Origin of the sequence: Cupriavidus pauculus (genome assembly GCF_022179805.1) — a bacterium.
Lineage (GTDB): Bacteria > Pseudomonadota > Gammaproteobacteria > Burkholderiales > Burkholderiaceae > Cupriavidus > Cupriavidus pauculus_E.
This window is the reverse complement of sequence record NZ_BPUO01000005.1, coordinates 71153-95546: the sequence shown is the minus strand read 5'-3', so window position 1 is coordinate 95546 and position 24394 is coordinate 71153. Positions and strand designations below refer to the sequence as shown.

The following is a 24394-nucleotide window of genomic DNA, read 5'->3' as shown; positions in this document are numbered from 1 at the left end:
TTTTGAAATTCCTTACTCCACCTTGGTACCGGACGCCTGGATCACCTTGGCCCAGTGCTGGATATCGCCGCGCACGAACGTGGCAAACGCCTGCGGCGTCATGCTGATGGCCGTGGCAGCCTCGGTTTCCATGCGCTTCTTGTAGGCCGGGTCCTCCACGGCGATCTTCACCGCGCGATAGAGTTGGTCCGTCACGGCCGGCGGCAGCTTGGCCGGGCCGAACAGCCCGAACCACGCCGACGACTCGAAGCCCTTGACCGTCTGGCCAATCGGCGGCACGCCCGGAAACTGCGCCAGCGCGTCCTTACTGCTGACGCCCAGGAACTTCAGCGTGCCGGCCTTCAGATGCGGCAGCACGTTCACGGTGCTGGCGAACATCAGGTCCACGGTGCCGCCTAGCAGGTCGGTCAGCGCCGGGTTCGTGCCCTTGTACGGGATGTTCACGATGTCGGTGCCGGTCTGCAGCTTGAACTGCTCGCTGGCCAGATGCAGCGACGAACCCTGCGCGCCAATCGCGAACGTGAGCTTGCCGGGGTTCTTTTTCGCGTAGTCGACCAGGCCGGCCGTGGTGTCGAACGGCACGCCCTTGCGCGCCACCAGCACGCTGGGCACGCGCGCCACCATCGAGATCGGCGTGAAGTCCTTGACCGGATCGAACGGCAGGTTCTTGTACAGCGTGGCGTTGATGGTATGGCCCGTGAAGCTCATCAGCAGCGTGCTGCCGTCCGGCGTGGCGCGCGCCACGTACTGCGCGGCGATATTGCCGCCGGCACCGGGCCGGTTGTCCACCACCACCGTGCGGTGCAGCGTCTCGCCCACCGAACGGGCGATCAGGCGCGCCAGCGCGTCGGTGGTGCCGCCAGCCGGGCTGCCCACCACGATCGTGATCGGCTTGTCCTGGGCCACCGCGTGCTGCGCCGGCATCCATGCCGCAAACATGGCCAGCGCAGCACCAGTCAGCAGCCTTCTTCGATTCATCGACATACGTTGTCTCCGCCTCTGTCTTATTCCTGTGGAGTTCAGGCGGACTCTATGCCCCGCCGCCGGGCCACTCAATGGAACCAGCTGGTCCTATCCACCAGACCAGTTGGCCCCTTCAATGTCTGGACATTCAAGCGACCGCGAAACGGCCAGCATGGCGGGAATCCAACACCGAGCGCCGGCAAAGCGCGCCATGGTACACAGACATGAGGGTAGTCATGTAAGCGAACGTAAATACCTGACGAAAGCCGCTGATAACGCTGCCAGGCAGGCGTTGCCGTAATACACTTGCGCCCTGCCTGCCGTCTGTCCATGCCGTTCAACGATCCCGTCACCCTGCTTGCCGTCATCACCCCGTTCGGGCTGATGACAACGCTGCTCCTGTGCCTGTCTTATCTGGGACTGGGCAAGGACAACGCGTCCCTGCACTGGTGGCTGGGGGGCGACCTGCTGATCGCGGCCTATCACGGTGTGGTGCTGCTGCAGCCGGGCGTGCCGCCGGCAGCGCTGGCGTGGCTGCCGGTATTCACCCCGGCCACGGCCCACGTGGTGGGCACCACGCTGCTGATGGCGGCGGTGGGCGCGCACACGCTGGCGCTCGACCACCTGATTGGCCGCGGACGCTCCCGAGGCTGGCACCTGCGCGTCTGGCTGCTGGTGCCGGCGATCTACCTGGCCGGTACGACCATTACGCTGCATAGCGCCTACGCGCTGCCGTGGTTCTGCCTGGGCATGCTGCTGTCGATTGCCAACCAGGCGCGCATCACATGGCGCATGGCGCGGGCCGGGTATCGCTCGGCCTGGGGCCTGCTGGCCGGTCAGGTGGTGCTGATCGCATTCCAGGGCATCGGCACGGTCATGCTGACGGTGCACCCGATTCCGGCGCTGCCGTTGCACGCGCCGTTCTTCCCCACTGTGGACGCGCTGCTGATGGACGGGCTGGTGTCGTTCCTGCTCACGCTCAGCTATGCGCTGGCGCTGCAGGAGCAGTTGCGCCAGCGCATCCTGAACCTGAGCCGCACCGACTCGCTGACCGGGGCCCTGAACCGGCGCGGCGCCAGCGAGATCGTGCAGGCCGAATGGCAGCGCGCACGCGCCGCCGCGCATCCGCTGGCCGTGGCAATGATCGACCTGGACAACTTCAAGGGCATCAACGATCAGCACGGCCACGCCGTGGGCGACGCGGCGCTGCAGGCGTTTGCCAACGCCGTGGTGCGGCTCAAGCGCCAGGGCGACGTGCTGGTGCGATGGGGTGGAGAGGAATTCCTGCTGTTGCTGCCGTGTACCGATGCCGTGCAGGCGCACGGTTTCCTGCAACGGCTGCGCAATGCGCTGCACCAGGCGCCCACCTCGCCACAGCTACCGTTCACGCTGGAATTCAGCGCGGGCGTGGCCGATACCGACACGCTGGCCAGCATCCCAGACTTCGAGGCGCTGCTGCGCGAGGTGGACCAGGCGCTCTATCGCGCCAAGCGCGACCGCGACCGCATCGAGGTGGTTGGCGCAGCCTTCCCCGCCTGAAGCCGCAAACGCCGCAAAACGTCGCAATCCCCGCCGGCGCTTCAGTCGATCGTCGCGCCCGACGCCTTCACGACCTTGCCCCACTTGTCGATCTCATGCGCCAGGAACTGCGCCGTTTCCGGTGGCGACGTCCACGTGGCGGCAAACCCCTGCGAGGCAAACCGCGACTTGACGTCGGCATCGTTCAGCACGGCCTTCAGCGCTTCACTGACCTTCGCCACTACTGCCGGCGGCGTGCCGGCCGGCACCAGCAGCGCGTTCCACGCCGTGGCTTCGTAGCCGGGCAGGCCAGCCTGCGCCACGGTGGGAATGTCCGGCGCGGCCGGTGATCGCGCCGCACCCGTCACGGCCAGCGCGCGCAGCTTGCCGTCGCGCACGAACGGCATCGCCGACAGCATCGTGTCGAACATGACCGTGGCCTGCCCCGCCATGACATCGGTCAGCGCCGGGGCGCTGCCCTTGTATGGCACATGGGTCATCCGGATGCCGGCCATGCTGTCGAACAACTCGGCCGCCAGGTGCGTGGACTGTCCGTTGCCCGAACTCGCGAACGTGACCTTGCCCGGATTGGCCTTGGCCATCGCGATCAGTTCGCCAACGTTGGCGGCCGGGGTGGACGGCGCCGTCACCAGCACCAGCGGGCCGCTGGTCAGCATCGACACCGGCGCAAAGTCGTTGCGGGTGCTGTAGCCGGGCTTGGCAAACAGCGTCATGTTGATGGCGTGGGCGGTGGTGGCCACCAGCATCGTGTAGCCATCCGGCGCGGACTTGGCCACGGCATCGGCACCGATATTGCCCCCGGCGCCCGGCCGGTTGTCGACGACGATGGGCTGGCCCAGCCGCTCGGAGAGCTTCTGCCCCACCACGCGCGCCACGATGTCGGTGGGACCGCCCGGCGGATAGGGCACCACCATGCGGATCGGCTTGGCAGGCCATGCCTGCGCCTGCGCGCCCGGCGCGGCGGCCAGCAACGGAAGCACCATTACCCACGGGGACAGCCACGGCTTGCGGAAGACGGACATGCGCGCTCCTGGATCGCTACGGTTTTGCGGAATGAAATTCGCGAAACAGCTTTGGAATGGCGTTGAAACGAGCTTTTCCAGGAGGCTTATAGGCGCACCGGCGGCGCGCTGTCACTCTGCAATGCATCAAAGTTTCATCGGCTGAAACTTTGGCGCCAATAAAAAACGCCGCCCCGCCAGGGTATGGCGGGGCGGCGTTTGACGTTGTGCCAAGGCCGCGCGATGCGGCCAGGCGCGTCAGTCGTCGAGCAGCGACAGGTCGCGCACGGCGCCCTTGTCGGCCGACATCACCAGCTTGGCGTACGCCTTGAGCGCGGCCGACACCTTGCGCGGACGCGGCTTGACCGGCTTCCAGCCCAGCGCTTCCTGCGCCGCGCGGCGGGTTGCCAGTTCCTCGTCGGACACCAGCACGTCGATCGTGCGGTTGGGGATGTCGATGCGGATCTTGTCGCCATCACGCACCAGGCCGATGGCGCCACCAGCAGCGGCTTCCGGCGAGCAGTGGCCAATCGACAGGCCCGAGGTACCGCCCGAGAAGCGGCCGTCGGTCAGCAGCGCACAGGCCTTGCCCAGGCCCTTCGACTTGATGTAGCTGGTCGGGTAGAGCATTTCCTGCATGCCCGGGCCGCCCTTGGGGCCTTCGTAGCGCACGATCACCACATCACCGGCCTTGACCTTGTCGTTGAGGATGTTCTCAACGGCCTCGTCCTGCGATTCGGTCACGTGTGCCGTGCCCTCGAACACCAGGATGCTCTCGTCCACGCCGGCGGTCTTCACCACGCAGCCATCGAGCGCGATATTGCCGGTCAGCACGGCCAGGCCGCCTTCCTTCGAGAACGCATGCTCGTACGAGCGGATGCAGCCTTCGGCGCGGTCCAGGTCCAGGCTGGGCCAGCGCGTGTTCTGGCTGAACGCCACCTGCGTGGGGATGCCGGCGGGGCCAGCCATGTAGAAATTGCGCACCGCTTCGTCCTGGGTGCGGACGATGTCCCACTGGTCCAGCGCGTCCTTGAGCGTAGGCGTGTGCACGGTCGGCACGTCGGTGTGCAGCTTGCCGGCACGGTCCAGTTCACCCAGGATGGCCATGATGCCGCCTGCGCGGTGCACGTCCTCGATGTGGTACTTGTTCGTGTTCGGCGCCACCTTGCACAGCTGCGGCACCGTGCGCGACATGCGGTCGATGTCCTTCATCGTGAAGTCGATCTCGGCTTCGCGCGCAATCGCCAGCAGGTGCAGGATGGTGTTGGTCGAACCGCCCATGGCGATATCGAGCGTCATGGCGTTTTCGAACGCCTTGAAGCCCACCGAACGCGGGAGGATGCGCTCGTCGTTCTGCTCGTAGTACATGCGGGCCAGGTCGACGATGCGGCTACCGGCGCGCTTGAACAGTTGCTCGCGGTCGGCGTGCGTGGCCACCACGGTACCGTTGCCCGGCAGCGACAGGCCCAGCGCCTCGGTCAGGCAGTTCATCGAGTTGGCCGTGAACATGCCCGAGCACGAACCGCACGTGGGGCAGGCCGAACGTTCCACCTGTGCCACTTCTTCGTCCGAGTACGACGAATCGGCCGCCATCACCATGGCGTCAACCAGGTCCAGCTTCTTCAGTTCGATGGTCTTGGTGACCGGATTGGCCAGGCGCGTCTTGCCGGCTTCCATCGGGCCGCCCGACACGAAGATCACGGGAATGTTGAGGCGCATGGCGGCCATCAGCATGCCCGGGGTGATCTTGTCGCAGTTGGAGATGCAGACCATCGCATCGGCGCAATGCGCGTTGACCATGTATTCCACGGAGTCCGCGATGATGTCGCGGCTGGGCAGCGAGTACAGCATGCCGTCGTGGCCCATGGCAATGCCGTCATCGACGGCGATGGTGTTGAATTCCTTGGCCACGCCACCGGCGGCCTCGATCTCGCGCGCGACGAGCTGACCCAGGTCCTTCAGGTGCACGTGCCCCGGCACGAACTGGGTGAACGAATTGACCACCGCGATGATCGGCTTCTGGAAATCCTCGTCTTTCATGCCGGTGGCGCGCCACAGCGAGCGCGCGCCCGCCATGTTGCGGCCGGCGGTGGAGGTCTTGGAACGGTATGTGGGCATTTGTGGGTGCTTGATGAAAACGCGAAAGCAGCGGCCCACTGGGGGATCGAAGGGCCTGGACAGACCCGTGCGAGCGGCCTCTTGAGCCGGGCGCCGGGCAAAGCGCGACATTATCCCACAGCCACGCCCTGCCTCCACACCCGCCCGGCTACAGCGGCGGCAGGCGCCGCCTGACCGGCTGCGACTTGACGATGGCCGAGGTGGTCTCGGCCATCTCGGTGATCTGCTCCAGGATATGGTCCAGGTGCTCGATGGATCGCAGGTACAGCCGGCCGATAAAGCAGTCGTCGCCGGTCACCTTGTCGCATTCGGCGAATTCCGGGATGCCCTCGATCAGCTTCTGCACGGCCTGCAGCTTGCCGGGCAGCGGCTTGATGCGGACGATGGCCTGCATCGCAAACCCCAGCGTGCGCGGCTCCACATCCACCGTGAAGCCCCGGATCACGCCACGGTCCTCCAGCCGGCGCAGCCGCTCCGACGCGCCCGGCGAGGACAGGCCCACCTGCTCGGCCAGCGCCTTGATGGGCATGCGGCCGTCCTGCTGCAACAAGGCCAGGATGCGGCGATCGATGTCATCGAGCGACATAAGGTATTTCCAATGTTTTGCCTCATAAACGACGGAAAAACCCGTCACCCACCTTCACTTTCGACTGTGGATTGTAGGCCACAGCCCTTAAACTGCAAGCCTCTTGAATACAGCAGGATGCGGAGGCAAGCCGTGGAAGACAGGACTCGGGGCATGCTGGAGATGGCGGCGGCGATGGTGATTTCAGGCACCATCGGCTGGCTAGTGGTGATATCGGGGCGACCAGTCACGCAGGTGGTGTTCTGGCGCTGCGCGTTTGGCGCGCTGGTGCTGGTGCCGGTGTGCCTGGCGCGCGGCTACCTGCGCCCGGGCAGCATCAGCATGCGGCAGGTGCTGCTGGCGGTGGCGGGCGGCGTGGCCATCGTGGCCAACTGGCTGCTGCTGTTCTCGGCGTATGAAGGGGCTTCGATCTCGATCGCCACGGCGGTCTACAACACCCAGCCGTTCATGCTGGTGGCGCTGGGCGCGCTGTTCCTGGGCGAACGCATCACCGTGGCCAAGGTAGCCTGGCTGGTGCTGGCCTTCGGGGGCATGCTGCTGATCGTGCAGGGCAAGCCCGACACCGGCGCCACGCATGGCAACTACCTGCTGGGCATCGGGCTGGCGCTGGGCGCGGCGTTCTTCTACGCGCTGGCGGCACTGATCGCCAAGCGGCTCAAGGGCGTGGCGCCGCACCTGATCGCCATGATCCACGTGCTGGTGGGCACCGTGATGCTGCTGCCGATGGCCCTGCGCGCGGACCTGCCGACGGGCGCGCTGCCGTGGGCCACGCTGGCGACCATGGGCTTTGTCCACACCGGCCTGATGTACATCCTGCTGTATGGCGCGATCCAGAAACTGCCGACACATCTGACAGGGGCGCTGTCGTTCATTTATCCTATCGTGGCCATTCTGGTGGACCGGCTGGCCTTCGGGCATCACCTGCACCTGTCGCAAGTGGGCGGGGCGGCGCTGATCCTGCTGGCTGCGGCCGGCATGACACTGGGATGGCCATGGCGCGGACTGCTGCCGTGGGGGGAACGCAAACCCTCCGCCTGAACTGCGGTCCGCGCCTCCATTTCAACCAGGCACGGAGGCACGGATATGCAGGACACGCAGGGGATGTCCCGGGAGCGGCTGGACCGGATCGGACGTTTTATCGACGAGACCTACGTTGCCCCCGGCAAGCTGCCCGGCGCGCTGGTGCAGGTATGGCGGCGCGGCGAACTGGCCGTCAACGCGGTACTGGGCCAGGCCGACCGCGAGCGGCAGGTGCCGCTGGCCGAGGATTCCATCTTCCGCATCTACTCGATGACCAAGCCGATCACGTCGGTGGCCATCATGATGCTGGTGGAAGAATGCAAGATCGCGCTCGACGACCCGGTCAGCAAGTACATTCCCGCGTGGGAAAACCTGGGCGTGTTCGCGGGCGGCTTCATGGACGGCTTTCAGACCCGCGCCCCGGCCCGCCCCATGATGGTGGTGGACCTGCTGCGCCATACCTCGGGCCTGACCTACGGCTTCCAGCAGAACACCAATGTCGACGCGGCCTACCGCAAGCTGAAGATCGGCGAACTGGCCACCGAAGGCACGCTCGACGACATGGTCCAGAAACTGGCCACGCTGCCGCTGGAGTTCTCGCCCGGCGAAGCCTGGAACTACTCGGTGGCGACCGATGTGTTGGGCTACCTCGTGGGTCAGGTCAGCGGCATGCCGTTCGACACGTTCCTGAAGCAGCGGATTCTCGATCCGCTCGGCATGGTCGACACCGCGTTCCACGTACCCGAGCACAAGGCCGACCGCTTCTGCGCCTGCTATGCCGTGGGCGCGCTGGGCTCGAAGGTCATCTCGAACCGCGGCCCGATGCTGCAGGATGACCCCCGCACCAGCCCCTACCTGCAATCGCCCACCTTCCTGTCGGGCGGCGGCGGACTGGTATCGACAGCCGCCGACTACATGCGCTTTGCCCGCATGCTGCTGGGCGGCGGCGAGCTGGATGGCGTACGGCTGCTCAGCCCCAAGACGCTAGCGCTGATGACGGCCAACCACCTGCCCGGCGGGGCGGATCTTCCTAGCCTGTCGCGCTCGATGTTCAGCGAGGCCACCTACGAGGGCGTGGGCTTCGGCCTGGGCTTCGCCACCACCGTCAAGCCGGCCAGCACACTGATCCCGGGCAGCGCCGGCGACATGTTCTGGGGGGGTGCAGCCAGCACGTTCTTCTGGGTCGATCCGCAGGAAGAGCTGATCGGCCTGTTCCTGACGCAGCTACTGCCGTCGTCGGCCTATCCGGTCCGCCGGCAGCTCCGCACGCTGGTCTACAGTGCAATCACGGAAACAGGCCCAGCCAGACGCTAGCGTCCGCGCCCCGCGCCGGCCGTGCCGGACGCGGGGCCGGGTAGAATGCCCGCAAGCCTTGGTAAGAGACCGCCCCATGAAGCTCCGCACGACGATCCTGACGTTTTCGATCACCGCCATGACGGCCCTGAGCCCCCTGGCGCACGCCAGCATGGCGTCCGATGCACATGCGTTCAAGGAAGGCGTCAAGGAAGCGGGCAAGAAAACCGGCCACGCCGTGGCTGATGTCGCCCGTACGATCGGCCACGGCGCCAAGGAAGCTGGGCGCACCATCGGCCACGGGGCACGTGACGCTGGACACGCAGTGGCCGATACGACCAAGCGGGGGTATCAGGCGACGAAGGATGCGATCAAGGGGGATGATTGATTGGTGGCGGTGAGATCGTGGCAGACCGATGATCGTTCGTTGCCTCGAAAATCGAGCCCAGCCAGGTGCGGTAACTTGACGGTAGCCGCAGGCTCGAACCGACGCCGACGTTACTGAAAAAGGATTGGCTGGTTGGACGCAATGCTAGCCTGAGCCAAATCACGCAATCGGTCGACCAAGGGCTCTCCATCGACATCGAAGAAGCAGTCGAGCAGCGTCGAACGCTTCAGCCCCTCCGCTTGGCACACCACATGTTTCCATTCCGAAGCGCGTTAAGCTTCCTTGATGCCTCAAGCTAACTAAATGTGGAGCCATCCGATCCATGCACGGGAAATGGTGTATGACCGCTACGCATCCGGCGTTTTTTGGCACGACGACTTCAGTTTTGCTTACTAACCTCTCTGCATCCATAGACATTCCATCCAGCATGGCCGCCGAACTGCAAAGGTGGAACAACGGCGAAGGCATTAATCTTGAGTCCTGGATAAATTGCTCCGGAAGCTTCTCTCTTGCAGTCGGCTATGGCGTCCCCTGGGCGGGAGGGCCAAGTGCCCCCCTCCCGCCCTACCGGGTGCAAACCCGATCATTCGATCATTCCGGCTTGCAAGCCCTAGGTTCTTATTTACTTTCAAGTACCTCAGGATCGATATACCCAGGCACAGCCAGAGAAAGCGAGCGCTTCAACTCCTTGCTCCCCTCGTCGGCCAATACCTCGCTTTCTCCGGCCTCCAGCGCGTCATACACCTGGCGGGCCACATCAAGCGGATTCGCCTTGGGGACGTCGAAGTCCTTGGTCAGGTCGGTATCGACAAATCCAACATGCAGTCCGACCACCGCGATACGCCGGTCTTTCAATTGCACCCGGATATTGTTCGTGTAACTCCATGCAGCCGCCTTGGACGCCGAGTAAGGGGCCAGCATCGGCACCGTGCGCCAGGTGACGTCAGAAAGCACGTTCACAATGGCGCCCTGCCCGTCTTCTGGCAGCAAGGGTTCGAAGGCACGCGTCACGCGCATGACGCCGTAGTAGTTCGTCTCGAAAATCCGGCGCGCGTGCTCGTCGGCGACATCGGCAAACGGCGACCCCGTAACCTCGGCGATGCCGGCGTTGTTGACCAGCACGGTGACGTCCTTCGCCAACTCCGCAGCAGCAGCGACTGACGCCGGATCGGTCACGTCCAGCTTGACCGGAATAATGCCCGGCTGGTCGAATGCCGCCGGATTGCGGACACCGGCATATACCTTGGCCGCACCGCGCACCACTGCCTCGCGGGCAAATGCGAGTCCCAACCCACGGCTTGCGCCGGTAACGAATACAACAGAACCTTTGATCTTCATTTCGAATCTCCTGCTGGCATGAACTAGTCAGCCAGATATCAGCTATGGAATGGCGCGCCGTCGATCAGGTCGCATACGTCCGGGATGCAGAATCCGTCCACGTGGCGGTGACCGATGTCGGCGAGCCCTGTGCCGATGGCGGTATGCGGCTTCTTTCTGGCCACTTCGGCCAGCGCCTCCTGGAATGCGTTCTTGAATCCCAGCCGTGGATAGGCCTGGAGAACGTCATCGACAAACGACGGCGTCATCTCTTCGTAGTGCAAGCCCATCACGTCGACATGGGCGCCCATGAAAACCAGGGCAATCTCGGGCGCCATCAGGCCGGCGATGCCACCGCTGGAATGCAGCGCGATAGCCTGCCAGACCAGATCGGCCTTGGACTCCGGATAACCGTGTTCGCGCAGGATCCGGCTGGCGGCGTTGGCACCATCGACCTCGAATCGCTGATCGGCAGCAAACTCCTTGGTCAGTCCGAGGTCGTGCAGCACCGAGGCAAGGTAGACGACTTCGCGGTCGTACTTCAATTGGCGCTTTCGGCCCAAGAATTCAGCGAACCACCACGTCCTGTGAACATGGTGAAGCATGGCTTTCGGGTGAACGGTTTCGACGAGTGATGCGGCTTTGCGGGACAACGCCGAGTCCGGCGCTATCAGTCCGCCCACGGTGACAGGATTGCTCACTTCTTTCTCCTTGCTGGCGCCGCCGGCTTACTGTTGAAACACCTGGCGATTGGCTTGAACGAATCCGGCTACCGTCTGTGGCACCTGCCCGGTGATTTCCTCGATGACCCGGTTGGTGCCTGCGAAGATGCCGTTCTGATAATCGACGGCGGTTTCCAGGAAATGCTGGATCAAAAATTCCGGCAGGTCGTAGGTCTGCAGATGCGCGCGATATTGTTCGAGCGTCGCCGGTGCATAGGTGATTTCGCGTCCCAGCACCTTGCCGATCTCCTCGGCAATCTCCTGCTGGCTCAGTTCCACTGGACCGAAGAGGGAATAGGTCTTGCCGATATGGCCCTCGGGATTCGCGAGAATGTTGGCAATCAGACGTGCCTGATCCTCGGCCGCGATCGGTGCGTGCCGCCCTTCCCCATAAGGCAGCGTGATCTTGCCCTCCTGCACCAGGGGATCGAGCACCCACGGAAACGTCAGCCATTCCGAGAAGTAAGTCGGACGGATATGAACGACCGGCACGCCGGACCAGTCCATCACGCGCTCGGCAATCCAATGGTCGCGCGCAGCATGGCTCTTCGAATCGTCACGTGCCGAGATTTGCGACATCTCTATAACGACCTTGACGCCCGCCCGACGTGCCGCCTCGGCAAAGTACGCGGTTGCCTGAATGTAGCCAGGACGGACCGGATAGCAGAGGTAAGCGCCATCCACGCCTTCCATGGCGCGAATCACGTCGTCATGTTCGAGAAGATCGCCGACAAAGACTTCCGCTCCTTCTTTACGCAGCGCGGCACTGCGGTCGTCTTCCTGATGGACGAAGGCGCGGACAGCGTGGCCTGCATCAAGCAGGTTTCGTACGGTATGGACGCCGGTCTTGCCCGTTGCGCCAGTGATGAGATATTTGCGTTGTTCCATCGATTGCTCCAGCTTGTAAATGGCTGTGAATGTGTCCGACCGGATTAGATTGCGCCGAGGTGCTGCCTCACATCCTCCAGAATCGCCATTGAAGCGTCGGCATCTTCAACAACTCTCGACATCGTGATGGCGCCAATCATGGCGGCCAGTGTGAAAACGGCGGCCGACCTGGCCTCCTGCTGCGGCTTGTGCGCCAATTGCTTCGTCAGCACTTCCACCAGTTCATCAAATCCTTGCGCCGCCGCCGCCCGCGTTTGCTTGTCCGCGCGGGCCAGTTCGCTTCCCATGGCTGCCAGCGGGCATCCGCCTGTGGGCGTATCGCGATGGGCCGCGGACACATAGGCATCCACCACGGCCGCAAAGCCACTGGCTTGCTGACCTTGGCGAACGACGGTTCCCAACCCGTCGATCACCTCGGTCATCGCCCGCGCGCACGCTTCGGCCACCAACTGATCCTTCGACGCAAAGTGGCGATAGAACCCGCCCTGCGTCAGACCTAACGGCGTCATCACGTCGTTCAGCCCCGTGCCCTGGATGCCGTTCAACCGGAATTGCCGGGCAGCGGCATCGACGATCCGCTCACGCGTTTCCGCCGCCTCAGCCTTTGATTTCCTCATCGCATCACCTCATGTGTGTGGTCGCTAACCATCTTAAATAGATGTTAGTCACCATCTAAATGAAAGTCAAGGAACGAGTCGGGTTGAGGGGAAAGGCGGCTTTCGGCTCACGCGAGCGAGAAAGGCGTCCGCGGGAGCTGAGGCGGCAAGCTATGCCGGAATATCGCGGGCGATCTCGGTCAGCTTGCCGGAATTCATCTCGAAGAAGAAGCCGTAGAGTTCCACGTTCTTCGGCACGGCCGGACTGGCGCGCAGCAGTGCGACGTCATGCTTGACCGAGTCTTCGAAATGAGAAATGGCGAGGCTCTCGTGATCGAACATCGTCGCGATGTCGGCGTGATGATGGTCGTGGAATTCGTCGATCAGCGTCTCAGGCGTAAAGGCCGTTGCGCCGCAAAAGGAATGGTGCACAACCACCACCCTCTGGACCTTGAAGAGATAGTCCATCGTGGCAACGGACTGCAGCGCCGCGAGGGCCCGCCCGCCGGCATTCGAGACCGCGAAGAGTGTGCGCGTGTTGCCAACCCGGTTGCCGGCCTCGTCGAGAATATTCTCGCCAGGATAGACCTCGTCGCCAAAGTAAGCCGCAACCGCCGCCGGAATCTCGGACGCACGCGGGTCAAAGCAATGGATCACGATGGTCTTCATCGGAATGAACTGACTGAAGCCTTGGAAGTTCGACCGATCGAACCAGGCCGGGTCAAACCAAGGTTGTGTCCTGAATTCAAATTCACTGTACTTCGACATGTTCCTGCTCCACGAGTTGGTCTTGCTGTTGACGTTAGCGAGCCCGGTCGGGCTGCTGCACGACCCAGTCTAAGCAGGACCTGCAATGGCGCAAATGACAAGACATCCTCAATTACTGCCAACGTTAACGAGCTTCGTGTACTGAATAGGTAACATGGAAAATGTGGCTGAATATGAGGACCTGTTGTCCTTGCTGCCAGCGGACAAGATCCCATAAGCTGCGGCGAGGCGCGCCAGTCTTGCGCGGGATAGGTCAGAGCCGGAGCTAGTAATTCGATGTCGAATACCAACAATGCGCATTCACAGGCGCCGCGCAAGGTCGTCATCGTTGCGTATGAGGGCGTCAAGCTGTTGGACGTATCCGGCCCCCTGCAAGCGTTCAACGACGCTTGCTTCGCTGATGGTGGTGCGGCCTACCGGGTCGTACTGGCTTCCGAGGCCGGCGGGTTCGTCACGACGGACACGGGCATCAAACTCGAAACGACTCGCCTCGATGACAAAGCGGTCGATTCCGTCGATACGCTGCTTGTTGCCGGCGCCGATCTTGTCATGCCTGCAACGGCGACAGCGTCGCTGAGGGCCAGGCTTGAAGGCTATCTCGACCGTCCGCGCCGGCTCGGCTCCATTTGCACCGGCGCATTCATTCTCGCCCAGCTCGGCGTCCTCGACGGTCGCGAGGCGACGACACACTGGGCGGCTTGCGCCCGATTGGCGAGCCTGCACCCAGCCGTACACGTCAAACCCGACGACATATTTGTCACCTCGGGTCACGTCTGGACATCAGCCGGCGTTTCCGCTGGCATCGACATGGCGCTCGCATTGATTACGGATGACCTGGGCCACATGGCGGCGCTCGATGTGGCGCGCGGGATGGTCTTGTTCTTCAAAAGGCCCGGCGGCCAGTCGCAGTTCAGCGTGGAGCTGCGCCAGCAAATGCGCGACACGCGCGGCCGCTTCGACGATCTTCACGTGTGGATACGCGCCAACCTCGAAGCCGATCTGTCGGTCACGGCGCTAGCCGATGCGGCGCGCATGAGCCCGCGCAATTTTGCGCGCGTCTATCAGCGTGAGATGGGGGAGAGTCCGGCGCGTGCGGTCGAGAAAATCCGCACGGAAGCGGCCAGGCGTCTTCTCGAATCTGCGCCTGATGGCATTCAGACCGTCGCGCGTCGGGCCGGCTTCGGCGACGACGAGCGCATGCGCCGCGCGTTCGTCAAAGCCTTTGGCATTTCCCCGCAAGACTATCGGCGGCGGTTTGGCCATACGCAACCCTGAAACATCACCGAGCGCCCAAGGCGCCATATCGGGGCAAGCAGAGGGAGCCAAACGTTCGCAATGTCCACCTGACTTGCCCAGCCGTCGTGGCGACTGCGTACAATGCCGGGCTTGAACCAACTGGAAGCCGTCCGTGAAGAAAACCGACCTGGAAAAGAACAAGGGCCTCAAAATCAACAACAGCCTGAAGCAGGCCGGCGCTAACCGTGCCGGACTGCCGAAGACGCAGCGCCAGCAGAACGCCGGCAAGAATGGCCTGCTCGGCAAGCTGCTGGGCAAGGCTGTGCCGCCCGAGAAGTCGGGCGACTGAGGACCGTACTAGCGCGCCGCCGGCATCGCCCGCGCCACCGGGCAGCTCGGGTCGATGGCCTGGCACAGCGCATAGAGATCGCGCACCACCAGATGTGGCGCCTGGCTGCTGCGTGACCAGCGGGCGGCCACGGCGTCGTCCGAGCGCACCAGCCACGCGGCCTGCATGCCTGCCGCGATGGCACCCACCACATCGAGATCGGCATCGTCGCCCACGTGCAGCATTTGCGCCGGCTCGCACCCTGCCGCCTGCGCCGCTGCGTGGAAAATCGCCGCATCGGGCTTGGCGCAGCCCGCGCTCTCCGGATTCAATGCCGCGTGAAAGAAGTGATGGCCGCCCGTGACCTGCAGGCTGGCGTTGCCATTGGACAGCGCCACCAGCGGAAAACGCGCACTGAGCCATTCCAGCGCCGGAAACGCATCCTCGAAGAAATCCACCCGCTGGCGCGCCGCGAAGAACACGTCGTAGGCAGCTTCGGCCAGGCTTGGGTCCTCGCCTGACAACTCCAGCGCCAGGCGGATCGATCCCAGCCGCAGTTCGCGCAGGCTGTGCGCCAGATCGGGCCGGTCGGCCTGGAACCGCACGCGCAGATCACCCAGCACCTGCGGCGAGGTCAGCAGGCTCGACGTGCGCGGCGCCTGCGCCAGCAGCCAGTCGTGCAGGGTCTGTTCGGCGCGCAGTACGGCGGGGCCGAAGGGCCACAGGGTGTCGTCGAGATCGAGGGAAATTGCCGCGATGTGGGCCAGCGATTGCATGGGATAAGGGGGAGTGAAGCCGGTAAATCGATGAGAGGGCCGACTTTACCCGAGATCGGCGGCATCCGCGCGACCTTGAGACCGTGCGGGCTACAGGTCCGACAGGCCGAACCGGCGCAATGCCTCCAGGTCCGTCACGCGAATGGTCTGGTACGACAGCCCGACCATGCCCTCCGCTTCGAGCCGCCGCAGTGCCTGGTTCACGCGCTGCCGCGACAATCCGGTCAGCAGGCCGATTTCTTCCTGCGACAGCTCCAGCACCGCACTGGTCTTCGGATACAGCGCCGGATGGAACAACTGCGCGATGGCCTGCGCCACGCGCGCGTCGGCGCCCAGCAGGCGGTCGTTCTGCACCATGGCGATGAACTGGCCCATCCGCTCGTTGAGCTGCCGCACCACGTAGCCCGCGAACGGCAGGCTGTCCGCCAGCAGCGTGTTGAAGACCGTCTCGGCCACCAGCAGCACACGCGATTCACGCACCGCAATCACGTCGTAGCGCCGATCCTCGCGCTTGATGACGCTGCCCTCCCCGCACCAGCCGCCAGCCGGCACGCCGCAGAACGTGCAGCCGCGGCCGTCCGGCGTATAGACGGCCAGCTTGATCAGCCCGGCATCCACGCCGATCCAGTATTGCGAATACTCGCCACGGCGCGCGATATAGCTGTTGGCGGCAACCGTGCGCGCGACCGTGCCCGATACGGCCAGCGCCTGATGTGCTGGCGCCATCGCGCGATACCAATCGTGTTCTGCAAGCGCTGCGTGGACGTCCATGGGGAAGATGGCGAAACCTGACGTGAAACTGACGTGAACCTGACGCCAACTCCCGCACGGCGTGTGCGAAATGGCGGCTGCGGCCACTCTGTCATCCAGACGACAGAGTGGCCGGCGGCACAATGATAGCGTGCCCCCAATAACACACCATGCATCCGCAACGGATCCCAGACAGGAGACAACCACCATGCCGACCGACTACGACACCGGGCTGGCCCGCAATGCCGCCAACTTCGTGCCGCTGACGCCGATCGACTTCATCGCCCGCGCGGCCGAAGTCTACGGCCAGCGCCTGGCCATCGTGCATGGCCCGACGCGCCAGAATTGGCACGACACGTTCACGCGCTGCCGCCGGCTGGCCAGCGCCCTGGCCCGCGCAGGGATCGGCAAGGGTGACACGGTGGCGGCACTGCTGCCCAATACGCCGGCGATGATCGAGGCGCATTTCGGGGTGCCGATGGCCGGCGCCGTGCTGAACGCGCTCAATATCCGGCTCGACGCCGCCAATCTGGTCTTCATGCTGCGTCATGGCGAGGCCCGCGTGCTGCTGGCCGATACCGAATTCGCCGACGTGGCGCGCCAGCTTGCGCGCGAGGTGCAGGGGCTCAAGGTCATCGCCGTGCACGATGTGCTCGGCCCCGAGCCGGACGCGCCGTTCGGCGACACCGACTACGAAACGTTCCTGGCCGGCGGCGACCCCGATTTCGCCTGGCGCATGCCCGACGACGAATGGGATGCCATCGCACTGAACTACACGTCGGGCACCACGGGCGACCCCAAGGGCGTGGTCTATCACCACCGGGGCGCAGCGATGAACGCGGTGTCGAACATCCTCGAATGGGACATGGCCAAGCATCCCGTCTACCTGTGGACGCTGCCGCTGTTCCATTGCAACGGCTGGTGCTTCGCGTGGACCGTGGCCGCCCGTGCCGGCGTGAACGTCTGCCTGCGCAAGTTCGATCCCAAGCTGGTATTCGACCTGATGCGCGACGAGGGCGTGACGCACTACTGCGCCGCGCCCATCGTCCACACCGCGCTGGTCAGCGCGCCGGCGAGCTGGCGCGAGGGCCTGCGCGGGCCGGTACGCGGCATGGTGGCCGGCGCCCCGCCTCCGGCAGCAGTGCTGGCGCAGATGGAAGAAATGGGATTCGAGCTGTCGCACGTCTATGGGCTGACCGAGGTCTACGGCCCGGCCGCCGCCTGCGCCGAGCAGGACGACTGGCACACGCTGTCGATGGAAGAACGCGCGGTGCTCAAGGCGCGCCAGGGCGTGCGTTACCACCTGCAGTCGGGTGTGGCGGTGCTCGATGCCGACACCATGGAGCCGGTGCCGCGCGACGGCGAGACCATCGGCGAGATCATGTTCCGCGGCAACATCTGCATGAAGGGCTATCTGAAGAACGACCGCGCCACGCGCGACGCATTCAAGGGCGGCTGGTTCCACACGGGCGACCTGGGCGTGTGCATGCCCGACGGCTATATCAAGATCAAGGACCGCAGCAAGGACATCATCATCTCGGGCGGCGAGAACATCTCCAGCGTCGAGGTCGAGGATGCGATCTACCGCCATCCGGCCGTGATGGCCGCCGCCGTGGTGGCCCAGCCCGACAGCAAGTGGGGCGAAACGCCGTGCGCGTTCGTTGAACTCAAGGACGGCGCCAGCGCCACGGCCGACGAGATCATCGCGCACTGCCGTACGCTGCTGGCGGGCTTCAAGGTGCCCAAGGCGGTGTACTTCGGGCCGCTGCCGAAAACGTCGACGGGCAAGATCCAGAAGTTCGAACTGCGGCGCCAGTTGCAGTCCGCGTCGGCCATCGACGTCTGAGTCGCGCGCTCAGGGCTTGGGCGCCGCCGGGGTCTCGGCGGGCGCCTTGCGGCCCGCCATGTGGTGCAGGTAGGCCAGCAGGTCCTTGAGTTCGGCGTCGGACAGCGTCTTCTCGTCGATCGAAGGCATCTTCGAGCCTGGCCACCAGTGCAGCGACTGCGGGTTGCGGACGAGCGCTGCCAGCCGCTCGTCGCCCAGGTATTCCACGGGGTTGTGAGGCACGTTCAGGTCAGGCCCCAGGTGAGCGTCGCCAGCGCGGTTCATCGAATGGCACGAGAAACAGACGCGCTGGAACGCGGCAAAGCCGCGCATCACCGGGCCATCGGCCGGCTCGCTTTCGGCCGGGCGGATCACCGCGAAACGCTCGGCCGCCGTGGCGCCGATATCGATGCGGGCAATTGCCCAGGTCCACAGGCTTTCGGTAATCCTGACCGTCTGGGTCGACGCCTTGGGCACGGTCCAGATCAGCCGATAAGGGCCGATGTCCTGGCCCTTCAGCTTCGGCCACGGCCGCGCCGGGTTCTCCACCGCCAGCCAGGCGCGCGGGCCGTTGGGCTGGTCGGCCAGCAGCAGCCCCAGCGGCAGGTGCGAGACGTAGCCGTCTGTGGCCGCCGTGGTGGCGCTGCCATCGGCCGACTGCGGCAAGCCCGCCAGCAACGCCGCCATCGGAATGGCCTTGAACGTCATGCGGCGCTTGTAGTTGTCGTCGTCGACCGTCACGCTGACCAGACGCGGGTCCTTGAGCAGCGCATCACGCGTAAAGGTCTTCTGCTGCGCGCCGGCGGTGATGGTCAGCGTGGCCGAGGTGTCCGCCGCCTGGGCTGGCGTGACGAGGCAGGCAGCGGCGCAGGCGAATGCCGCCGCGACGCGGGAGAGCCAGGGGGTCATGTTGTTTTTGTTGGGGAGGGTCAGGCGGGTATGGTCGCATGGAATGCCCCTCGTTTGCTTCCTCGCGGGGTTGCTCCCCTCCGCTGCCTGCTTCCGCGCTGGTTTGCTCCCCTCTCCCGCAAGACGGACAGGAGAGGGGTTGGGGGAGAGGGTCAGCGGTTCAAATTGCGAAATGTCGGCAAGCAGAACCGCGTTGCCCTCTCCCCCCAGCCCCTCTCCCGCAAGCGGGAGAGGGGAGCCAAAAAACCCAAGGCACGCGGGAGAGGGGAGCTATAACCAGTCGCAACACCTACACAACTATGCCAACGCCAACCGCCCACCGTGCCCCACACCGCGCCGTTCCGGCCGCGCGGTTGCCTCCACCCCATCCAATCTGAACACCGCCACCGCCGCCGACAGCCGCTGCGCCTGTTCCTCCAGCGCCCCGGCCGCCGCCGCAGCCTGTTCCACCAACGCCGCGTTCTGCTGCGTCACTTCATCCATCTGCGTCACGGCCACGTTCACCTGGTCGATGCCGCTGCTCTGCTCCACGGCAGCCGCCGCAATCTCGTTCATGATGTCGCTGACGCGTGCGATGGCCGTCACGATCTCGCCCATGGTCGCGCCCGAGCGGCCGACCAGGCCGGCGCCCGATTCCACGCGGTTCGCCGACAGCTCGATCAGGCCCTTGATTTCCTTCGCGGCGCCGGCGCTGCGCTGGGCCAGCGAGCGCACCTCGGACGCCACCACGGCAAACCCGCGCCCCTGCTCGCCGGCACGCGCGGCTTCCACGGCGGCGTTGAGGGCCAGGATATTGGTCTGGAACGCGATGCTCTCGATCACGCCGACGATGTCGCCGATCTTCTGCGAATCGGCCACGATGTGCTGCATGGTGTCCACCACCTGCTGCGTGAGGTCCCCACCCTGCGCGGCCAGGTCGGACGCGCCCCGCGCCAGTTCGCTGGCATGGCGGGCATTCTCGGCGGTCTGCTTCACGGTCGAGGTCAGTTCCTCCATGCTCGCGGCGGTCTGCTCCAGCGACGCGGCCTGCTCCTCGGTGCGCTGGGACAGGTCGGTATTGCCGCTGGAGATCTCGCCCACGCCGGTGCCGATGGCATCGGTGCCGGCACGCACGGTCCCTACCGTTTCGATCAGCGACGCCTGCATCTGCTGCAGCGCGCCGGTCAGCTTGCCCATCTCGCGGCTCGACGCCACTTCCACGCGGCCCGTCAGGTCGCCGCCGGCAATGCGCTGGAACTGCGCCACCGCCGCATCCACGGGCGCGACGATCGCGCGGATCATCAGCCAGCGCACCAGCAGGCCCAGCACCAAGGCACCGGCCAGCCCCACCGCCACCGCCCAGATCACGAGCTTGAAGCGCGTCTGCGCGGCGTTGTAGCGCTGCTCGCCATAGGTCACCTGGAGTTTTTCCAGCGCGAGCATGGCTTTCTCATAGGCGCTGTACAGCGGCGGCAGCTTGTGCGCCTGCTGCTGCAGGAATGCCTGGCGGTCGCCGGCCTTGAGCGCGGCTAACGCGGGCTCCACGCCATCGCTCAGGAACTTGGCGCGCTTGTCCTGCATGTCCTTGACCAGCCGCTGCTGTTCCTCGTCGCCCTTGCCGGTCACGGCCAGATAGTGGTCGATGCGCTCGTTGGCGTTCTTGAGGTACTGGTCAAAGCGCTTGAGTACCGCGCTGGCGCCTTCCTGGTCATTGAGTTCGGTCAGCGACGCATAGGTGGCCAGTGCCAGCCGCAGCCGCAGCAACTGGCTGGCGCTGGCTTCCAGATCGGCCACGGCAGGCGTATCCACCGTGTAGGTCTGTTTCAGCGCGTCGTTGCCGGCGCTGATCGAATACAGCCCCACGGCGGCGCCAATCAGCAGCGCCACCCCGAAAAACGCGACCAGCAGGCTCAGCGAGCCCCGGATCGACGGGTGCTTCATCATTTCTTGTCTCCATTCGAACGGCGCGGATCGTTGCCCACTGCTCTTGATGAAGGTCTACCGCCTGCCTGCGCCGCGGGTTATCGGACTGACCTATTTCGGTTGTCGGTCACCCAGACCGGAACTTGAGAAGCCCAGCGCCGGGCGCCGTGTATTCCGCGTCATTTCCATCAATTCAATTATTTTGAATAACTATGACAGCGATAGCCTGTTTCCTCCGGTTGGGCGACCGCTATAGTTCTGCACATGGACAGCGCAGCAACGCACTGAAGCAAACGAAGCGAAGCCCGCGCCGCCCGATAAAACCTCAAATTCATTGAATTATCTTTTATACCGGAGAATCACCATGTCGAACGCCAAGCTGCAAGTCCTGACCCCGCGTAACAGCCAGCTGATCATCATCGACCACCAGCCCCAGATGGCCTTCGGCGTGCAGTCGATGGACCGCCAGACCATGAAGAACAACGTGGTGGGCCTGGCCAAGGCAGCAAAGATCTTCGACGTGCCCACCACCATCACCACGGTGGAAAGCGATTCGTTCTCCGGCTACACCTACCCCGAACTGCTCGACGTCTTCCCGGGCAAGCAAACGCTGGAACGCACCTCGATGAATTCGTGGGACGACCAGAAGGTGCGCGACTCGCTGGCCGCCAACGGCCGCAAGAAGATCGTCGTGGCCGGCCTGTGGACCGAAGTCTGCAACACCACGTTCGCGCTGTCCGCCATGCTCGAAGGCGACTACGAGATCTACATGGTGGCCGACGCGTCGGGCGGCACCACCAAGGAAGCGCACGACTACGCCATGCAGCGCATGATCCAGGCCGGCGTGGTGCCGGTCACCTGGCAGCAGGTGCTGCTGGAATGGCAGCGTGACTGGAAGAACAAGGAAACGTACGACGCCGTGACCGGTCTGGCCAAGGAACACTCGGGCGCCTACGGCATGGGTATCGACTACGCCTACACGATGGTGCACAAGGCCGCGCAGCGCACGCAGACCGCACACGAGTCCATCGCCCCGGTGCATGCACCGGTGATCGAGTACTAATTCCGCAGGATGTCGCCACCGCGCCGGTTCAGCGGGGTGGCGCTTCGGATGTTACACACGGTACTTGCTCGAGAAAACATGCCGCCTCTAAAAGACTTTGCCCGTAACGCGGAAGGTGCTGGGTACGCATTCGCCGCCGGATACGTAGACGTGATCGGCTTTATTGCCTTGGCAGGACTGTTCACGGCTCACGTGACGGGAAATATCATCATGATCGGCGTGGAGGCGGTGGGAACTCAGAATGGCCTGCTGCTGAAGATTCTCGCGCTGCCGATTTTTGTCGGCGTCGTCGCCTTCACCCGGATCTCTGAGCGCGCGCGCCTGCGCTGCGGTCGTGACCCTGTCGTACCGCTGGTCGGTCTGGAGAGCCTGTTGCTCATCGCGTTTGCAATCGCCGGCACGACGATGCACGCCGCCAGCCCCGACAGCCGCGCATATCTCGCCACCTTAACGGGACTGCTTGCTGTGGCGGCAATGGCTGTGCAGAATGCGCTGTCACGCACCTCGTTGAGCGATTTGGGACCCACCACCATCATGACAGGGAATAGCACGCAGATTGTGGTGGATATCGTGGACCTGCTCAGCCCGAGCACGCCAGAAGAGCATGCCGCCATCAGCAAGCGACTCGCCAAAATGATCCCGAGCGTGTTGGCCTTCGCGACCGGCGCAATACTTGGCGGCCTGCTGTTTAGCTGCGCCGGCTATTGGGCGGTAGCGCTCCCCGTTAGCGTCCTGTTCGCACTGTGCGCACACCGGGCGCTGGCACCGAATGCGACCGCTCTGGCTCCTTAAAAAGACTTCTGCACCTATGAAATTGGGACAGACTAAAGGCGGGGCCACTCGCGTTTCCCTGGCCTTCCTCAGTCTTTTGCGATCACCTGTGCCTGAGCGATGCCCACCCAGCGCTTGACCCGAGCTCGCAGGCGGCCCTTTGCTGCAGTTTCGATCGGCATCTGGTCGACCATCGAAACGGCCATCTCTGCCTCGACGTAGCCGTACACCAGCAGCGCCACGTTGAAGTCCCGGTCTTTGTCACGATTCGCGACGGCCTTGGCCATAAATAGATCGATGGCGCTCAGACAGTATCCGATGCGGCTGCTCGTACCATCGTTCTGGATCTTGTCGACTCGCCGCAACCATCCTTCAGGCAATACGGCGGTGTCTGGGCCGACGCCTTGCGCGTAATAGCCATTCGACTCGTGGAATTGAGAGCCCTCGCCAATCGCGCCATCAATGTCATCCGCCTTCTCGGGAGCATGGAGCGGATAGATGTCGGCCTCCGCCGACGCGGTGAAGACCTCGGGTGGATATGGATGCCCGCCAAGAAGGGACTGGCTGCCGACTATGACGAACTCGTACTCGTCCGTGATAACGCCCGACGCACGAATGATGTGCTCGAGATCCTCTCGCTTCATAGTGGTTCTCCAGCGGACTCGTCTTCGGGCACATCGCCGATCACGACGCCTCTCTTGAGCGCCTGAACCTGAGAAATTATCTCGCGGCGGACCTCCTCTGGCAGCAGAGTAGGCAAGGGGGATGCCTGCCTGAGTTCCTGCGCGCGCTTCGTACGCCCCAGCGCCCTGCGCCACGTTTTATTCGCCAGAATGTGCTCCCATTCAAGCCAGAGAGATTCTGAACGAGACGGACCCTTGGCGCGCCAGGCTGCGAGAGTGTCGAGTGCACGCTGACGGAGTTCGGGATTCTCGCGCAACAACTGAAACGCCCTTTCGTGAAGCGCCATGCTCTGAAGATCTTGTGCCTGATGAAGCGCCGAATCCGCCCTAATCGTCACCTGAATTTCGGGACGGCCGCGATACGTGTTCGATCCTGCGGACTTCGGCGGGGCTGGCTGGAATGTGTCGGACACCAACAAAGCGAAGTCACCCGCGACACCGAGAGCCGACATGACCCGGAGTAAGGTGCCGATCGAAGGCGTCGGATCACCAGCTTCGACAGATGCGAGTGTGGTGCGCGAGATGCCTACCTGCTCAGCCAACTGACTGGCCGTCAGCCGCTTGGCCTTGCGAAGACGCCGAAGCCGATCGCCCAGCGTTAAAAGCAACTGGCGCTCGACAAGAGGGTCCGTTTCTCGAGAGTAGATCATATGTTCAGTATGCTAGGCAAAAACCTAACATTTGTCCAGTATATTGAACATTTGAAGGCTAGTGATGGGGACGCGCTTCCAGAATAGCTTGAGAAACGGCCTTCCCGTAGGGCGCCGCACAGGTCATTTCGGCCTGGTCGCCTTCCAGGGTGCGACCTTTGGTTACCCCGCCGGGTCTCGCGAGTTTCTAGGCTCCAGTACTGCCTGCCCGCCGAACTATGCTGGCATCCCCGTGCCTCCTAGCCCGTTTCTACGCAAGCTGCCGCACGGCGGTGGAGATCCGAGCGCAGGTTTTGTCAGAT

Annotated in this window: 24 protein-coding genes; 9 read left to right on the top strand and 15 right to left on the bottom strand. The window is 64.1% G+C overall.

The features are described 5' to 3' along the window. Positions 1 to 12 precede the first annotated feature (12 nt). Positions 13 to 984, bottom strand: coding sequence for a Bug family tripartite tricarboxylate transporter substrate binding protein (locus tag MFF62_RS11505; RefSeq protein ID WP_238263249.1), 972 nt, complete (start codon positions 982 to 984; stop codon positions 13 to 15). A 309-nt stretch (positions 985 to 1293) separates the two neighbouring features. On the opposite strand from MFF62_RS11505, the gene MFF62_RS11500 reads away from it, so the two are divergent. Then, complete coding sequence (locus tag MFF62_RS11500; protein ID WP_238263248.1) at positions 1294 to 2502, top strand: GGDEF domain-containing protein; 1209 nt, start codon at positions 1294 to 1296, stop codon at positions 2500 to 2502. A 41-nt stretch (positions 2503 to 2543) separates the two neighbouring features. On the opposite strand, the gene MFF62_RS11495 is transcribed toward MFF62_RS11500, so the two are convergent. From MFF62_RS11495 to MFF62_RS11485, 3 genes are all read right to left on the bottom strand, one after another. Then, entirely contained in the window at positions 2544 to 3524 is a 981-nt protein-coding gene (locus tag MFF62_RS11495) for a tripartite tricarboxylate transporter substrate binding protein (RefSeq protein ID WP_404990732.1), read from the bottom strand. A 237-nt stretch (positions 3525 to 3761) separates the two neighbouring features. Then, positions 3762 to 5621 (bottom strand): dihydroxy-acid dehydratase, encoded by a 1860-nt coding sequence (gene ilvD / locus MFF62_RS11490; RefSeq protein WP_238263247.1) that lies wholly within the window; start codon positions 5619 to 5621, stop codon positions 3762 to 3764. 148 nt (positions 5622 to 5769) lie between these two features. Next, on the bottom strand, positions 5770 to 6207 hold the full coding sequence (locus MFF62_RS11485; RefSeq protein ID WP_238263246.1) for an Lrp/AsnC family transcriptional regulator: 438 nt from the start codon (positions 6205 to 6207) through the stop codon (positions 5770 to 5772). A gap of 117 nt (positions 6208 to 6324) precedes the next feature. Here MFF62_RS11485 and MFF62_RS11480 point away from each other — a divergent pair, with 117 nt between their 5' ends. The 3 genes from MFF62_RS11480 (at position 6325) to MFF62_RS11470 (ending at position 8908) form a co-directional block, all read left to right on the top strand. Beyond that, positions 6325 to 7245 carry a DMT family transporter gene (locus MFF62_RS11480; protein WP_238263245.1) on the top strand — a complete coding sequence of 307 codons (921 nt, stop codon included), beginning with the start codon at positions 6325 to 6327 and terminating at the stop codon, positions 7243 to 7245. A 45-nt stretch (positions 7246 to 7290) separates the two neighbouring features. Then, the gene (locus MFF62_RS11475) at positions 7291 to 8541 is read left to right on the top strand and encodes a serine hydrolase domain-containing protein (protein WP_238263244.1); all 1251 of its coding nucleotides are present in this window, start codon (positions 7291 to 7293) and stop codon (positions 8539 to 8541) included. A 76-nt stretch (positions 8542 to 8617) separates the two neighbouring features. Further along, a complete protein-coding gene (locus MFF62_RS11470) occupies positions 8618 to 8908 on the top strand; it encodes a hypothetical protein (protein WP_238263243.1) in 291 nt (96 codons plus the stop codon). Between the two features lie 618 nt (positions 8909 to 9526). Here the strand turns inward: MFF62_RS11470 and MFF62_RS11465 are convergent. From MFF62_RS11465 to MFF62_RS11445, 5 genes are all read right to left on the bottom strand, one after another. Continuing rightward, positions 9527 to 10246, bottom strand: a complete 720-nt coding sequence (locus MFF62_RS11465) for an SDR family oxidoreductase (protein ID WP_238263242.1) — start codon at positions 10244 to 10246, stop codon at positions 9527 to 9529. Between the two features lie 38 nt (positions 10247 to 10284). After that, positions 10285 to 10926, bottom strand: coding sequence for an HD domain-containing protein (locus tag MFF62_RS11460; RefSeq protein ID WP_238263241.1), 642 nt, complete (start codon positions 10924 to 10926; stop codon positions 10285 to 10287). 27 nt (positions 10927 to 10953) lie between these two features. After that, positions 10954 to 11835 carry an NmrA family NAD(P)-binding protein gene (locus MFF62_RS11455; protein ID WP_238263240.1) on the bottom strand — a complete coding sequence of 294 codons (882 nt, stop codon included), beginning with the start codon at positions 11833 to 11835 and terminating at the stop codon, positions 10954 to 10956. Positions 11836 to 11879: 44 nt separating this feature from the next. Further along, positions 11880 to 12452 carry a TetR/AcrR family transcriptional regulator gene (locus MFF62_RS11450; RefSeq protein WP_238263239.1) on the bottom strand — a complete coding sequence of 191 codons (573 nt, stop codon included), beginning with the start codon at positions 12450 to 12452 and terminating at the stop codon, positions 11880 to 11882. 150 nt (positions 12453 to 12602) lie between these two features. Beyond that, positions 12603 to 13199, bottom strand: coding sequence for a carbonic anhydrase (locus MFF62_RS11445; RefSeq protein ID WP_238263237.1), 597 nt, complete (start codon positions 13197 to 13199; stop codon positions 12603 to 12605). Between the two features lie 276 nt (positions 13200 to 13475). Between MFF62_RS11445 and MFF62_RS11440 the strand changes: the two genes are divergently transcribed. After that, positions 13476 to 14474 carry a GlxA family transcriptional regulator gene (locus MFF62_RS11440; protein ID WP_238263235.1) on the top strand — a complete coding sequence of 333 codons (999 nt, stop codon included), beginning with the start codon at positions 13476 to 13478 and terminating at the stop codon, positions 14472 to 14474. Between the two features lie 133 nt (positions 14475 to 14607). Then, the gene (locus tag MFF62_RS11435) at positions 14608 to 14784 is read left to right on the top strand and encodes a hypothetical protein (protein ID WP_238263234.1); all 177 of its coding nucleotides are present in this window, start codon (positions 14608 to 14610) and stop codon (positions 14782 to 14784) included. Positions 14785 to 14792: 8 nt separating this feature from the next. Here MFF62_RS11435 and MFF62_RS11430 read toward each other — a convergent pair whose 3' ends face one another. Both MFF62_RS11430 and MFF62_RS11425 read right to left on the bottom strand, forming a co-directional pair. After that, positions 14793 to 15539 (bottom strand): HAD family hydrolase, encoded by a 747-nt coding sequence (locus tag MFF62_RS11430; RefSeq protein WP_238263232.1) that lies wholly within the window; start codon positions 15537 to 15539, stop codon positions 14793 to 14795. A 90-nt stretch (positions 15540 to 15629) separates the two neighbouring features. Then, positions 15630 to 16310: a Crp/Fnr family transcriptional regulator gene (locus tag MFF62_RS11425; RefSeq protein ID WP_238263230.1), complete on the bottom strand. Its 681-nt coding sequence runs from the start codon at positions 16308 to 16310 to the stop codon at positions 15630 to 15632. A 187-nt stretch (positions 16311 to 16497) separates the two neighbouring features. Here MFF62_RS11425 and MFF62_RS11420 point away from each other — a divergent pair, with 187 nt between their 5' ends. After that, the gene (locus MFF62_RS11420) at positions 16498 to 18135 is read left to right on the top strand and encodes an acyl-CoA synthetase (RefSeq protein ID WP_238263228.1); all 1638 of its coding nucleotides are present in this window, start codon (positions 16498 to 16500) and stop codon (positions 18133 to 18135) included. 9 nt (positions 18136 to 18144) lie between these two features. Here the strand turns inward: MFF62_RS11420 and MFF62_RS11415 are convergent, their stop codons facing one another. Both MFF62_RS11415 and MFF62_RS11410 read right to left on the bottom strand, forming a co-directional pair. Then, positions 18145 to 19023 (bottom strand): c-type cytochrome, encoded by an 879-nt coding sequence (locus MFF62_RS11415; RefSeq protein WP_238263226.1) that lies wholly within the window; start codon positions 19021 to 19023, stop codon positions 18145 to 18147. A 297-nt stretch (positions 19024 to 19320) separates the two neighbouring features. Beyond that, positions 19321 to 20946, bottom strand: coding sequence for a methyl-accepting chemotaxis protein (locus tag MFF62_RS11410; RefSeq protein ID WP_238263224.1), 1626 nt, complete (start codon positions 20944 to 20946; stop codon positions 19321 to 19323). A gap of 343 nt (positions 20947 to 21289) precedes the next feature. On the opposite strand from MFF62_RS11410, the gene MFF62_RS11405 reads away from it, so the two are divergent. Together MFF62_RS11405 and MFF62_RS11400 are read left to right on the top strand one after the other, a co-directional pair. Further along, complete coding sequence (locus tag MFF62_RS11405) at positions 21290 to 21988, top strand: hydrolase (protein ID WP_238262415.1); 699 nt, start codon at positions 21290 to 21292, stop codon at positions 21986 to 21988. Between the two features lie 78 nt (positions 21989 to 22066). After that, complete coding sequence (locus tag MFF62_RS11400; protein ID WP_238263222.1) at positions 22067 to 22780, top strand: YoaK family protein; 714 nt, start codon at positions 22067 to 22069, stop codon at positions 22778 to 22780. 68 nt (positions 22781 to 22848) lie between these two features. Here MFF62_RS11400 and MFF62_RS11395 read toward each other — a convergent pair whose 3' ends face one another. Further along, positions 22849 to 23403, bottom strand: a complete 555-nt coding sequence (locus tag MFF62_RS11395) for a DUF6036 family nucleotidyltransferase (RefSeq protein WP_238263220.1) — start codon at positions 23401 to 23403, stop codon at positions 22849 to 22851. Next, on the bottom strand, positions 23400 to 24092 hold the full coding sequence (locus tag MFF62_RS11390; protein WP_238263218.1) for a helix-turn-helix transcriptional regulator: 693 nt from the start codon (positions 24090 to 24092) through the stop codon (positions 23400 to 23402). The genes MFF62_RS11395 and MFF62_RS11390 overlap by 4 nt, the downstream gene beginning before the upstream one ends. Positions 24093 to 24394 lie beyond the last annotated feature (302 nt).